The 13,047-nt window shown below is 75.2% G+C and carries 11 protein-coding genes; 6 read left to right on the forward strand and 5 right to left on the reverse strand.

The genetic code is table 11. The annotated features are described in order from the left end of the window. Positions 1 to 200: 200 nt before the first annotated feature. On the reverse strand, positions 201 to 2,942 hold the full coding sequence (locus ACFVHV_RS07750; protein ID WP_380349621.1) for an FtsX-like permease family protein: 2,742 nt from the start codon (positions 2,940 to 2,942) through the stop codon (positions 201 to 203). After that, positions 2,939 to 3,739: an ABC transporter ATP-binding protein gene (locus tag ACFVHV_RS07755; RefSeq protein ID WP_380349624.1), complete on the reverse strand. Its 801-nt coding sequence runs from the start codon at positions 3,737 to 3,739 to the stop codon at positions 2,939 to 2,941. Before ACFVHV_RS07755 ends, ACFVHV_RS07750 begins: the two co-directional genes overlap by 4 nt. 463 nt (positions 3,740 to 4,202) lie before the next feature. On the opposite strand from ACFVHV_RS07755, the gene ACFVHV_RS07760 reads away from it, so the two are divergent. From ACFVHV_RS07760 to ACFVHV_RS07770, 3 genes are all read left to right on the forward strand, one after another. Continuing rightward, the gene (locus ACFVHV_RS07760) at positions 4,203 to 4,937 is read left to right on the forward strand and encodes an MgtC/SapB family protein (protein ID WP_359898728.1); all 735 of its coding nucleotides are present in this window, start codon (positions 4,203 to 4,205) and stop codon (positions 4,935 to 4,937) included. A 143-nt stretch (positions 4,938 to 5,080) separates the two neighbouring features. Continuing rightward, on the forward strand, positions 5,081 to 5,758 hold the full coding sequence (locus ACFVHV_RS07765; protein ID WP_359898726.1) for a YoaK family protein: 678 nt from the start codon (positions 5,081 to 5,083) through the stop codon (positions 5,756 to 5,758). A gap of 98 nt (positions 5,759 to 5,856) precedes the next feature. Continuing rightward, on the forward strand, positions 5,857 to 6,291 hold the full coding sequence (locus tag ACFVHV_RS07770) for a hypothetical protein (protein WP_359898724.1): 435 nt from the start codon (positions 5,857 to 5,859) through the stop codon (positions 6,289 to 6,291). Between the two features lie 21 nt (positions 6,292 to 6,312). Here ACFVHV_RS07770 and ACFVHV_RS07775 read toward each other — a convergent pair whose 3' ends face one another. Continuing rightward, positions 6,313 to 6,969 (reverse strand): DUF3592 domain-containing protein, encoded by a 657-nt coding sequence (locus ACFVHV_RS07775; protein WP_359898722.1) that lies wholly within the window; start codon positions 6,967 to 6,969, stop codon positions 6,313 to 6,315. Positions 6,970 to 7,376: 407 nt separating this feature from the next. On the opposite strand from ACFVHV_RS07775, the gene ACFVHV_RS07780 reads away from it, so the two are divergent. Genes ACFVHV_RS07780 through ACFVHV_RS07790 form a run of 3 tightly spaced genes read left to right on the forward strand, consistent with a single transcriptional unit; the run spans position 7,377 to position 10,821 of the window. Further along, positions 7,377 to 7,901: a PadR family transcriptional regulator gene (locus tag ACFVHV_RS07780; protein WP_359898720.1), complete on the forward strand. Its 525-nt coding sequence runs from the start codon at positions 7,377 to 7,379 to the stop codon at positions 7,899 to 7,901. Beyond that, positions 7,898 to 8,590 carry an ABC transporter ATP-binding protein gene (locus ACFVHV_RS07785; RefSeq protein ID WP_380349630.1) on the forward strand — a complete coding sequence of 231 codons (693 nt, stop codon included), beginning with the start codon at positions 7,898 to 7,900 and terminating at the stop codon, positions 8,588 to 8,590. The genes ACFVHV_RS07780 and ACFVHV_RS07785 overlap by 4 nt, the downstream gene beginning before the upstream one ends. Continuing rightward, positions 8,587 to 10,821: an FtsX-like permease family protein gene (locus ACFVHV_RS07790; RefSeq protein WP_380349633.1), complete on the forward strand. Its 2,235-nt coding sequence runs from the start codon at positions 8,587 to 8,589 to the stop codon at positions 10,819 to 10,821. Before ACFVHV_RS07785 ends, ACFVHV_RS07790 begins: the two co-directional genes overlap by 4 nt. A 35-nt stretch (positions 10,822 to 10,856) precedes the next feature. On the opposite strand, the gene ACFVHV_RS07795 is transcribed toward ACFVHV_RS07790, so the two are convergent. After that, positions 10,857 to 11,318 carry an NUDIX hydrolase gene (locus ACFVHV_RS07795; protein WP_380349635.1) on the reverse strand — a complete coding sequence of 154 codons (462 nt, stop codon included), beginning with the start codon at positions 11,316 to 11,318 and terminating at the stop codon, positions 10,857 to 10,859. A gap of 21 nt (positions 11,319 to 11,339) precedes the next feature. Continuing rightward, positions 11,340 to 12,809, reverse strand: coding sequence for an SDR family NAD(P)-dependent oxidoreductase (locus ACFVHV_RS07800; protein ID WP_359898860.1), 1,470 nt, complete (start codon positions 12,807 to 12,809; stop codon positions 11,340 to 11,342). Positions 12,810 to 13,047 lie beyond the last annotated feature (238 nt).

Raw genomic sequence — 13,047 nt, forward strand, 5'->3', positions numbered from 1 at the left:
GGCCGGCTCGCCCTCGCCGTGGCTCGGGCGCTTTTGGGTGGCGGCCCCGGGCCCGCGGCGCGCGTGCTGGGGTTCCGGGGCCCCGGCCCCGCCGCGGGTGGTGCCCAGGTGGTGGTCGGCGGGTGTGCAAGCCGTGTCGGAAGCCGCCCGCCAGGGCTGGAATCGTCGGACACACCCCAGGACGGCCACCCGCCCGGGACTCAGGACAGCCGCCGCCCGAGCGGGATGCGGGAGCGGGTGAACAGCGCCGCGAGCAGCCCCGCGACCACCGGCAGCAGCAGCACGATCAGCAGCAGTTCGCCCCAGGGCGCGGTGATCAGCGCCGGCTTGGCCCCGAACCCGCCGGCCCGGGACTTCAGCAGCCCCACCGCCGGCACGAAGCCGTTGACCGCGCCGAGCAGTGCGCCCAGCAGGGCGATCAGCGTGCACTGGAGGCCCGCCATGCTCCGCCGGATCCGCGGCGGCGCGCCGACCGCGGCCAGGGTGGCCTGGTCCTGCCGGGAGTCGGCGGCCGCCAGGCCGGTGGCGATCCCGGCCGCGCCGAGCACGACCAGTCCGGCGAAGCCGGTGAGCGCCAGGGTGAGCGCGTCGCTCTTCGGCTGGTAGCCGCGTTCCACCTCCAGCGTGGAGAAGCGGTCCAGCCGGGCGGCGGCCGCCTCGGCCCGTTGCTGCGCCTTGCGGTCGGGCGGGGTGGCGGGCAGCCAGACCGAGCCGGTCGGCCGGGCGGCGAGCCCGAGTCCGGGCAGCGCGGAGGGCAGTGCCAGGCCCTGGGCGAAGTCGGCGGCGGCCGGGTTGTCCACCAGCACCGCGTCGACCGGGACCTCCTGCAGGTCCGGCTTGGGTATCTCGCCGGGCTGCAGCGGAGCGCCGCCCCCGCCGCGAAGGATCATCACGGCCTTGCCGTCGGCGCCCACCAGGGCGCGGTCGAAGACCAGCAGCTTCCCTGCGGCCAGCGCCTGTTCGGCGGCCGGGTCATGGATGCCGAACAGGTTGTGCAGCACGGTCGCGTCACCGGTGGCGAGGTGCGGCGGTGCGCCCAGGCCGCGCCGCTCCGGCGGGCCCTTGAGCTGGACGGTGCTGGCGCAGTTGTCGCAGAAGCGGTACTCCACCTGGCCGAGGTCGCCGCGCGGGCCGAGCCCGGACAGCTGCTTCTCCAGCTCGGCGCGCTCCTCGGCGAGCCTGGGCCCCTCGGCGTGGCTGGTCAACTGGACGGCGCCGTAAGGGGCCTGGGGGCGGTAGTCGCGCCGGTTCTCGGCGTCGGTGCTGGTGGTGTAGACGCCGATGGCGACGGCCCCGGCCACCGCGGCCATCACCGCGGCCACCGCCGGAGCGGTGCGCGAGCGGTGCCGGGCGGAGTCGCGCAGAGCCAGCCGGGGGCCGAGCGGCAGCCGGCCGGCGGCCCGGCCGATCAGCGCGATCAGCATCGGGGTGCACAGCAGCAGGCCGAGTTCGGCGATCACCGAGCCGCCGAGCACGGTGAGGGTACGGGTGTCGTAGCCGCCGACGCCCGGCTGGTCGCGCTGCACCGAGGCCGCGCCGTACATCGCGAGCACCGCGCCGAGGGCGAGCAGTGCGACGCCGGACACGGTGACCAGGCGGTTGGGTCCGCGGACGGTGTCCCGGCCGGTCAGCCCGGCGGTGACGCTGCGCCGGGCGGCCTGCAGCGCGGGCAGCGCGGCCGCGAGCAGCGCGGTGACCAGGCCGATCCCGGCGATGGCGATCAGGTCCAGCGGCGGTACGGCGAAGTGGCCGAAGCGCGCGCCGCCGATCTGCTCGATCCACGGCCGCAGCACGGCGACCACCGCGGTGCCGAGCACCACGCCGACCACCGCTCCGGCCGCGCCGAGGACCAGGCCGCCGCCGAGCACCACCGCACCGACGTGGGCACGGCTCCCGCCGGCCGCGCCGAGCAGGGCGAGCTGGCGGCGCGAGCGGCGGGCGCCGACGGCGAACGCGGGCCCGGCGAGCAGGGCGACCTCCAGCAGGGCCAGGCCGGTGACGGTGGCGACGACCATCCTGGTGTTGTTGGCGGCCGTCGGGTCGCTGTAGCGGTGGGCGTCCCGGTAGTAGGGGACGGCCTGCTCCGGCGGCGGGGAGAGCGCCACCGAGCGTGCCGTGAGCGTGTAGCCGTGGGCGTTGAACCGCTGCACCTCGGACCAGCCGAGCGGGGCGCCGGCCGGCAGCCGGACCAGCCAGGCGGACCGGGCGGCCGAGGGCTTCTGCGCCGTGGGTCCGGCGGCGGCCAGCGCGGTGCTCAGCGGGTCGACCAACTCACCGGGCCGGGCGACGAGTTCGACCCGTCCCAGCTCGCCCGGGTGCTCCACGACACCGGTGATGGTGAAGGTGGTGCCCTCCAGGCCCTGGACGGTGGTGGTGGCGCCGGGCCGGAGCCCGGAGCGGTCCAGGAAGGCCCGGGTGACGGCCACCTCGTGCGGGGCACTCGGCGCGCGGCCCTCGACCAGGTCGAGCCGGCCGCGCCAGACCGGGTCGCCGAGATCGGCCTCGGTGGTGAGGGTGCGGACCAGGCCCTCGGGCGAGGTCGCGCCGGCCTCCGGACCGGGCCGGGCCGGGGTGAGCACGCTGCCGGGCGGCAGCAGGGAGGCGACCAGGGCGGCCGGGTCGGTGCTCGCGCCCTTCGCCTGCTCGGCCGTCGGCTGCTCCCCGGGGCGGGGCTGGACGGAGAAGGCGCCGTCCTCGGCGATCGGGGCCTGCTCGACCGTCTGGCCCGGGTCGAGCGAGGTGACCAGGGCGTCCGCGCCGCCCACCACCCGCTCGACCCGTTCGGCCGGGGTCAGCTGCCCGCTGCGGTGAACCACGTCGGCGCCGGTGACGCCGAGGACGGGCAGTGCGATCATGGCGGCGATCAGCGCGCTGCGGCCCTTGGCCCGCAGGGCGTCGCGGCGGGCGATGCGCAGGGCGACCCGCCAGGCTCCGATCCTCACGGTGCCACCTCGCCGAGCACGCCGGTCGGGTGCACCGCGGCGAGGCGGGCGGAGGACCGGCGGCCGGGGGTCTCCGAGGCGACCGCGCCGTCCCGCAGGTGGACCACCCGGTCCGCCCAACTGGCGTGGGCCGCTTCGTGGGTGACCATCATGGCGGCGGCGCCGGCGTCGCAGCGGGCGCGCAGGACGGCGAGCACCGCCTCGCCGGTGGCCGAGTCGAGGGCGCCGGTCGGCTCGTCGGCGAGCACCAGCCGGCGTTCGCCGATCAGGGCCCGGGCGATGGCGACGCGCTGCTGCTGGCCGCCGGACATGTCGTCCGGGAAGCGGTCGGCGAGTTCCCCGATGCCCAGCTCCTCCAGGGCGGCCAGCGCCTCGCGGCGGGCCCGGCGTCCCGGGACGCCGTCGAGTTCGCGCGGCAGGGAGATGTTCTCGGCGGCGGTCAGGGCCGGGATCAGGTTGTAGTCCTGGAAGACGTACCCGATCGATCGCCGCCGCAGGTCGGCGAGCCTGCCGCGGCCGAGGCCGCCGAGCGCGACCCCCTCCACCAGCACCTCGCCGTCGCTGGGCTGGTCCAGCCCGCCGGCCAGGGTCAGCAGGGTCGACTTCCCGGAGCCGGACGGGCCCATCACGGCGACGAACTCGCCCGGGTGGACGGCCAGGTCGATGCCGCGCAGGGCGTGCACCTCGGCGGCGCCCCGCCCGTGCACGCGGGTGACGCCCGCCAGGCGCAGGACGGGTGCGGGCCGGGTCGGATCGGTGTGGGACACACTTCCCCCTCGTGAGCTGCTCAACTGCATATGTCGGTGAACTATATATGCCGGAGGACGTGCTGCGCGGCGGGGTGGTTCCCGGAGGTTTCCGGATGGTTCTCCGGCGGGGGCGATCGGGTTCGGTCAAACTTCTACAAAGCTGTCGAGGATGTGGGCGAAAACCCGGCCCGGGTCGTTCGGGGGCGGTCTATGCTCGGGGCGGCTCGCGGCTCGCGGTTCACCGCTCGGGGGTCCGTGCCGTGTCGTGTCGCCGAGCGCGTCACCCGACGCGCGGTCAGCCCCGTGTGCGGCAACCGGCGGGGGGTCGGTACGACCGCCCTGCGCGCCTACCCGTCGGCCGCGGGGGCGATGGCCATCATCGAGGTCGTCAAGACCGCGCGCCGAACCGTCGGCGGTGCCGACCGCACGTCACCGCCCGCCCCGCACGGACGGTCGGTGGGCGGCGGCTCGCCACCCGTCCGTCCCCTCCTCCCGTGAAGGAGGTGCCGTCGTGCACACCCTGACCACCGTCGACTTCCTCGTCCGGCTCGCCACCGGCGTCGCCTGCGGCGCGCTGATCGGCGTCGAGCGCCAGTGGCGGGCCCGGATGGCCGGCCTGCGCACCAACGCCCTGGTCGCCGCCGGCGCCACCCTCTTCGTGCTCTACAGCGAGGCCGTCGTCGACACCGGCAGCCCCACCAGGGTCGCGTCGTACGTCGTCTCCGGCATCGGCTTCCTCGGCGGTGGCGTCATCCTGCGCGACGGCGCCGGCGTGCGCGGCCTCAACACCGCGGCCACGCTGTGGTGTTCGGCCGCCGTCGGGGTGCTGGCCGCCGCCGGCAAACTGCAGCTGGCCGTCCTCGGCACGCTCGCCGTGCTCGCCGTCCACCTGGTGCTGCGCCCGGCCGGGCGACTGCTCGACCGGGCCCCGCAGTCCGGCAGCGACCCGGACTCCACCAGCCGCGCCACCATCCACCTGGAGTGCGACCGCAAGTCCGAGACCCACATCCGGGCCCTGCTGCTCCAGGCCCTCGCCGCCTCCGGACTCGCCCCGACCGGTCTGCGGGCCCGCCGCACCGACAGCGGGGACGCCACCAGCCTGCGGGCCACCGTCGCGATCACCGGGTCGGTCGCCCCGGCGCTCGAACAGGTCGTCACCCGGCTGTCGTTGGAGCCGGGCGTGCGCGACCTGCACTGGCACCTGGAGGACGAACCGGAGGACCCCGGCAACCCGGCGCTCGCCTGAGGCCGTAGCGCCGTAGCGCCGTAGCGCCGTAGCGCCGCAGTGCCGCAGTGCCGCAGTGCCGTGCAGCCGTGCCGCCGTGGCACCGCAGGCCCCGCACACCCCGGAACCGCCGCCCGACCCCGCCCGAACCGACTGGAGGCCCGATGCCGACCCCCGACCCCGAGCACGGGCCGCTGGTTCCGATGCTGCTGGTGCTGACCGTGGTCACCGGAGTGGTGGACGCGGTCAGCTACCTCGAACTCGGCCACGTCTTCGTCGCCAACATGACCGGCAACGTGGTGTTCCTCGGCTTCGCCCTGGCCGGTGCGGCCAACCTCTCCGCCACCGCCTCGCTGGCCGCCCTCGCCGCGTTCCTGCTCGGCGCGCTGGCCGGCGGTCACCTCGCCCGTCGCCTGCCCGGTCACCGCGGCCACCTGCTGACCGTCGCCGTCGCCGTCCAGTCGGCGCTGGTCGCGGCGGCCACCGTGCTGGCGGCCGTGGCCGGCCACACCGGCGACCCGGCCCGCTACACCCTGATCGGGCTGCTCGGCTTCGCCATGGGCGGCCAGAACGCGGTGGTCCGCGCCCTGAAGGTGCCCGACCTGACCACCACCGTGCTCACCATGACCATCACCGCCCTGGCCGCCGACCGCACCGGCCCCCGCCGTCTCGCCTCCGCCGTCTGGATGTTCGCCGGCGCCCTCCTCGGCGCCGTCCTCGTCCTCCGTGCGAACGTCCCGCTCGCCCTCGCCCTGGCCCTCGCGCTGCTCCTCGCCGTCGCCGCCCTCACCCACCGCGCGGCCGGGTCCACCCCCGCCCCGGCCTGGACCCGCCCCCGCTGACCGGGCGGCGACGGCCCCCCGGAGCCGCGGTCCTCCCGGTACGCTGTCGTCCCGGCAGGCCGCGGCCTGCGGATCGTCGTGAGGGACAGGAGAGTTGCATGGGCGCCAGCGCCTGGTCGTACGCGGTTCCCCACCGGGAGGACCTCCAGGCCGCCCTGGACGCGCTGAGGGAGAAGGTCTTCAGCGAGGACGAGTCCTACCGGGAGGAGGGGCTCGGATCGCTCGCGGAGCTCATGGTCTCCGGCCGGCTCGACGAGCAGGGAGCCCACTCCGTGCTCGACGTGGTCACCGTGGTCCACTGCGCCGTCGACGAGGAGGACCACGGCGACGTCCGGGTGGTGGAGGGTGCCGAGGTCGTGGAGCTGTTCGGCACCGGCCGGCCTTCGCTGGACATCGTCCGCGCCGCCGAGGAGAAGGGCGTGGGTGACATCGACTTCCCGCCCTCCTTCCGGGGCTCGGGCTGCTGCACGGTCACCTACGGGCCGGACGGCGCTCCTGACGGCCTCTACTTCTGGGGCGTCACCGGCGACTGACGGGCCGGGCCCCGGGCCCGGTCAGTCCTCGCTGCGGTGGCCGGCGCGGCCGCTCCAGCGGGGTTCGAGGCGGGCCCAGCCGGTGCTCCAGGCGGTCTCGGCGCGGCGGTCGAGGGCGTGCAGGCGCAGCCGGAGGGCGAGCGCGAGCAGGGCCAGGAGAGCGAGGAGGGCTCCGGCGCCCGTGCAGGCGGCGGAGACCGCGAGGGCCGCGCGGTCGGCCGGGGGAGCGGAGACGGCGCCGGCCGGGTCGACCCAGACGGGGACGTGGCTGCCGGTGACGGCGGAGTGCGGGGCCTGGACGGTGCCGACGTGCCGGGTACCGTCGGGGGCGGTCCAGGCCGCGTCGGCGTCGATCCGGTTGCTGTAGCCGCCGGCGAAGCGGCTGCCGGCGGCGGTGGCGCGGTCCGGGACGCCGCGGACCACGGCGTCGACCTGCTGCAGCCGTGCGCGGTCGGTGTCGGCCAGGTGGGCGGTGGAGCGGTAGAGCAGCAGGGAGCCGCCCGCGGCGAGGGCGAGCGCGAGCACCGCGCCGAGCAGGGCGGACAGCCAGGCGCGGGCCCGGGAGCGGTCGAGGGGGCGGACGAGCGGCTCGTGCCGGGCACCGAGGGCCCGCCGCAGCTGTCGGCCGGCGCGTCGGGGGAGCGACGCGGGCCGGGCCGGACGGGGTGTGCTGGACACGGTGAGGGCTCCTCAGGGACGCGGGGGCGCGGGGTGGTTCCCGCCCCAATGTCCCCCCGGCGGGCCTCCGCGCACAAGACTCGTGCGCGCCCGGAGGATCGCCAGGGCCGCTCGGCCCCGCGGTCGGGACGTTCGGCCCTCGGCATTCGCCGGGCGGTCCGGGCAGGCTGGGTAGCGGCGGCGCCCTCCCGGTGCTTGGGCGCGGCCGTGGCCCGGTTCGGCCGTGGGGGCGCCGGGTCGAGGTAGGGGGCAGGGGGTGGTCGTGGGGTCACCCCCTGCCTGTGCCGTGCCCGGTACCTGCCCGCTCTCCGCCCCTGCCCCGCAGGGAAGCTGACGACGTCCCAGGTCATGGCTGTATTCTGCCCGGATATACACTCGGGGTATACGCCGGGTGTATGTTTCCCTCCATGAGTGTTCCTTTGACCCTCCTGGGGCTGCTGGAGCGTGAGCCCAGCCACGGCTACGACCTCAAGCGCGACTACGACTCCCTCTTCGGCCGCGGCAAGCCCCTTCCGTACGGTCAGGTCTACGCGACCCTCGGCCGACTGGCCCGCGACGGCAAGGTGATGGCCGGCGAGGCGGAGCCCGGCGACGGGCCCGAGCGCAAGCGGTACGTCATCACCGAGACCGGGGCGACCGAGTTCGAGACCTGGCTGCGGGAACCGGTCGCACCCGAGCCCAACCTCCAGTCCGTGCTGTTCACCAAGGTGGTGCTGGCCCTGATGCTGGGCCGCGACGCCGAGCACTACCTGGACACCCAGCGCGCCGCCCACCTGCGCCGGATGCGCGAACTCACCGAACTGCGCCGCACCGGCGCCCTGGTGGACGCCCTGCTCGCCGACCACGGCCTGTTCCACCTGGAGGCCGACCTGCGCTGGATCGACCTCACCGCCGCCCGCCTGGACGCGCTCGCCGCGGAGGTGAACGCGTGACCGCCGTGATCGAGGCCCGGGACATCGCCCTCGCCTTCGGGGAGACCCCCGCCCTGCGCGGGGCCAGCCTGTCCGTCCAGGCCGGCGAGGTGCTCGCCATCATGGGCCCCAGCGGCTCCGGCAAGTCGACGTTACTGCATTGCCTGGCCGGCATCCTGGTGCCCGACGCGGGGGAGGTGCTGTTCGACGGGCAGCGCCTGGACACCATGCCGGAGGCCCGGCGCAGCGCCCTGCGCCGGGACAGGTTCGGCTTCGTCTTCCAGTTCGGCCAGCTGGTACCGGAGTTGACGACCGAGGAGAACGTCGCGCTGCCGCTGCTGCTGAACGGCGTGCGCCGCTCCGCCGCGCTGGCCCAGGCCCGCCCCTGGTTCGCCCGGCTCGGCCTGGACGGCCTGGAGGAGCGCCGCTCCGGCGAGCTGTCGGGCGGTCAGGCGCAACGGGTCGCGCTGGCCCGCGGGCTGGTGGCCCGCCCGCAGGTGCTGTTCGCCGACGAGCCGACCGGCGCGCTGGACTCGCTGACCGGCGAGCAGGTGATGGAGCTGATGGTCGCCTCGGCCAAGGAGCAGGGCACAACCGTCGTCCTGGTCACCCACGAGGCCCGGGTCGCCGCGTACGCGGACCGCGAGGCGGTCGTCCGCGACGGCAGGGCCCGTACGCTCTCGGCCGGAGCCGGAACGGTGGCCCCGTGATCGCCTTCTCGCTCCGACTGGCCGTCAGCGGCGGCCGGGAGGCGGTGGCCCGGCTGCTGATGATCGCGGCGGCGGTCGCGGTCGGGGTCGGGCTGCTGCTGTCGACCTGCTCCGGAGTCAACGCGATCGGCCGCGCCAACGCGCGGCAGCTCTGGATGAACACGGGCGTCAAGGACGCGACCGCGGCCACCACGGCGGACCCGCTCTGGTGGGGCGCCCGGGCGGACTACTACCGCGGGAGGACCGTCTTCCGGGCCGATGTCGCCCCGACCGGTCCCACCTCGCCGCTGCCGCCCGGCCTGAGCCGGCTGCCCGCGCCCGGCGAGTACTACGCCTCGCCCGCACTGGAGAAGCTGCTGCGCGACACCCCGGCCGTCGAACTGGCCGACCGCTTCCCGGGGCGGCTGGTCGGCACCGTCGCCGACGCCGGGCTGCCCTCCCCGGACAGCCTCGTGGTGGTCGTCGGCCGCACGGTGGACGAGGTCAGGGCGCGGCCGAGGCCCACCACCGTCACGAGCATCGCCACCGCGATGCCCGCCGACTGCTCCCGCGACTGCTACGGCGCGGGCGTGCACGGCGACGCGCTCCTGCTGGTCCTCACCGTGGTCGCGGCGGCGCTGATCTTCCCGGTGCTGATCTTCATCGGCACCGCGACCCGGCTGTCCGCCGCCACCCGCGAGCAGCGCTACGCCGCGATGCGCCTGGTGGGGGCGACGCCCGGCCAGGTGTCGGTGATCTCGGCGGTGGAGTCCACGGTGGCGGCGGTGCTCGGCACGGCCGTCGGCTTCGGCCTGTACGTCGCGCTGAAACCGCTGGTGGCCGACGTGCCGTTCACCGGCGACCGCTTCTTCGCCTCCGACCTGAGCCTGACCCTGCCGCAGGTGGCCGGGGTGGTGCTGGGCGTGCCGACGGCGGCCGCGCTCGCCGCCCGGTTCGCGCTGCGCCGGGTCACCATCTCGCCGCTCGGGGTCTCCCGCCGGGTCACCCCGAAGCCGCCGAGCGCGTGGCGGCTGGCGCCGCTGGTGGCCGGTCTCGCCGAGCTCGGCTACTTCGTCGGCGACCATCCGAAGACCACCAACGGGCAGTCGTTGGCGTACCTCAGCGGCTTCGTCCTGGTCATGCTCGGCCTGGTGATCGCCGGTCCGTGGCTCACCATGGCGACCGCCCGGGCGGTGGCCCGGCGGACCAGCCGACCGGCCTCGCTGATCGCGATGCGCCGCCTGTCGGACGACCCGAGGGCGGGCTTCCGCTCGGTCGCCGGCCTGGTGCTGGCGCTGTTCGTGACCACCGGGACCCTGGCCATCATGAGCACCATCAACGCCAACCAGGGCATGCTGGACGGCGCCCCCGAGGTGCGCAAGGCGATCGTGGCCACCCCGTTCGGCAACCGGGAGGACGCGACCCCGCTGCCCTCGGTGCCCGATCGCGTGCTGGCGCAGGCCCGGGCCGTCCCCGGGTTCCGGGGGATCGCCCTGGTGCACGACAACCCGGCCGGGATCGGCGCGTACCAGCGGGGCGAGCGACGGATGGTGCCCAGCCTGGTGAACTGCTCGGAACTCGCGCAGATCCCCGTGGTCGGCCACTGCGCGCCCGGAGCCGCCGTCGCGGCCGTCGACCCGTTCCAGTTCGTCGACCTGCTGGACGCCTCCCAGCACGAGTGGCCGGCCGCGCAGATCCCCGCGGCGGAGGTGGCCGAACTTCCGGTGCGGATGCTCTACGCCACCACCGACGGGGCCGAGGCGGCCAAGGAGCAGCTGCGGACGCTGTTCATGAAGGAGTTCCCGACCTACGAGCCGCGGTTGGCCGAGGACTGGGCCTCCGGCGGGCAGAAGAAGCTCCAGGGCTGGCGGCAGCTGGCGAACGTGGTGCTGCTGACCACCCTGCCGGTCGCCGGGTGCAGCCTCGCGGTGAGCGTGGTCGCCGGACTGTCCGACCGCAGGAGGCCGTTCGCGATGCTGCGGCTGACCGGCGCACCGCTGCGGCTGCTGCGCCGGGTGGTCGGGCTGGAGAGCGCGCTGCCGCTGCTGGTGGTCTCGGCGCTCGCGATCGGTACCGGCTTCGCCGCGGCGGCGATGTTCCTCACGGCGCAGATGGGCTACGACCTGGTGTCGCCGGACCTGACGTACTACGGACTGACCGGCTTCGGCATCGTCGCCTCGCTCGGCATCATCGCCTCCACCCTGCCGCTGCTGAAGCGGATCACCGGGCCGGAGGCGGCCCGCAACGGCTGACCGCCCCGGCCCGGGGGCTGCCCCGCCGCCCGCCCTCAGCGGGCGACGGGGTAGCCGTGCGTCCCGGCCCGCACCCGCGGGGACAGCCCCGGCAGCCAGCTGCCGAGGACCAGCGCGGACGGGTAGAACATCGGCTCCGGCAGCGCGTCCACCGGGAAGCGCTCCCAGCCGGCGCAGGCGTGCGGCTCGGTGACCACGGCCTCGGCCAGGCTGGGCGGCGCCAGCACGGCCGCGGTCAGCCGGGGCCGGCCGAGCTCGTGGTCGAGGTGGACGGCGAGCACCCGCATCTCCTCGGCGGGCAGCACGATGCCGGTCTCCTCGGCGAGTTCGCGGGCCGCGGTCCGCTCGAAGGACTCGCCGAGGTCGACCTTGCCGCCGGGCAGGCTCCAGGTGGGCGGCTCGTCGGCGGTGGTCCGGCGGCCGATCAGCACCCGGCCGTCCCCGGTGGGCACGATGATCCCCGCGCCGAGCAGCGGTGCGGTCGGTGCTGTGCTCAACTCGCCATCTCCTTCAGCAGGTCACCAGTTGGCGCGGTCGTAGTCCTTGAGGAAGCAGCCGTACAGGTCCTCGCCGGCCTCGCCGCGCACGATCGGGTCGTACACCCGCGCCGCGCCGTCGACCAGGTCGAGCGGGGCGTGGAAGCCCTCGTCGGCGAGCCGCATCTTGTCCGGGTGCGGGCGCTCGTCGGTGATCCAGCCGGTGTCCACGGCGGTCATCAGGATGCCGTCGGACTGGAACATCTCCTCCGCGCTGGTGCGGGTGAGCATGTTGAGCGCGGCCTTGGCCATGTTGGTGTGCGGGTGGCCGGCGCCCTTGTAGCCGCGCGCGAACACGCCCTCCATCGCGGAGACGTTGACCACGTACTTGCGGCGGGACGAGGAGGCGGCCATCGCCGGGCGCAGCCGGCTGATCAGGATGAACGGCGCGGTGGAGTTGCAGAGCTGGACCTCCAGCAGCTCCATCGGGCCGACCTCCGAGACGGTCTGCACCCAGCTGTTGGTGTCCGCGAGGTCGGGCACCAGGCCGCCGGCGTCGATCGCGGTGCCGGCCGCGATCCGGGCGGGCGTGGCGGAGCCGGTGACCAGGGCCAGCGAGGTGACGTCCTCGGCGGTGATCCGCTCCACGTCGCCGCCTGCCTGGTGGGGGAGTGCGGGCAGGTCGACGCTGCCGCTGCCGAAGCGGCCGATGGTGGTGGCCTGCGGCAGCTCGCCGGCCGGCAGCGGCGCGGACTCCGCGTTCACCAGCTCGCGGTAGGACTCCGGCGGGCGGCGCACGGTCTGCGCGGCGTTGTTGATCAGGATGTCCAGCGGGCCGTCGGCGGCGACCTCGTCGGCCAGCGCCAGCACCTGGGCCGGGTCGCGCAGGTCGATGCCGACGATCTTGAGGCGGTGGATCCACTCGGCGCTGTCCGGCATCGCCTTGAAGCGGCGGATCGCGTCGTTCGGGAAGCGGGTGGTGATGGTGGTGTGGGCGCCGTCGCGCAGCAGCATCAGCGCGATGTACATCCCGATCTTGGCGCGGCCGCCGGTGAGCAGCGCGCGCTTGCCGGTGAGGTCGGCGCGGGCGTCCCGGCGGGCGCGGTTCTTGACCGCGCAGCTCTGGCAGAGGTTGTGGTAGAAGGCGTCGACCTCGACGTACCGCTGCTTGCAGGTGTAGCAGGAGCGCGGGCGCTCCAGGATGCCGGCGATCTCGGTGGTGGTGACGGTGGTCAGGCCGAAGGCGCCGGCCGTCTCGTCGTCGATCCGGCTCGGCGCACCGGTGGCGGTGCGGGCGGTGACCTCGCGGTCGTTGGCGGTCTTGCGGGCCCGGGTCTCCTGGCGGCGACGCTGCTTCAGGGTGCGGAATATGCCGCCGACGGCCTGGCGGACGGTGATCGCGTCCGGGTGGTCCACGTGCAGCTCGTCGAGCTCGGCGATCACCTCCAGGCAGAGCTTCAGCCGCTCGGGGTCGAGGCCGGGACCGTAGTCGATCTCCTCGGCGTCCCCGATCCGGTCCGGCGCGAGGTCCGGCCGCGCGATGTCCGTCTGTTCGATGTCCGTCTGCCCGATGCTCACGCCTGCTGCCGCTTTCCCGTTCGCCACGCCCACACGCGTGAAGCCATGCCCGTTACCGCGTGAATGCTACGGGAGCGGTCCGGACCGGGGCGAAAACCGGACGTCGGAGGGGGTCTTTGGATGATCCTCCATGTCTACGCGCGGAGCATTGATCACGGTTTGTGGACAGCCC

The sequence above is a fragment of the Kitasatospora sp. NPDC127116 genome, assembly GCF_042677365.1.
Taxonomy (GTDB): Bacteria; Actinomycetota; Actinomycetes; order Streptomycetales; family Streptomycetaceae; genus Kitasatospora; species Kitasatospora lactacystinica.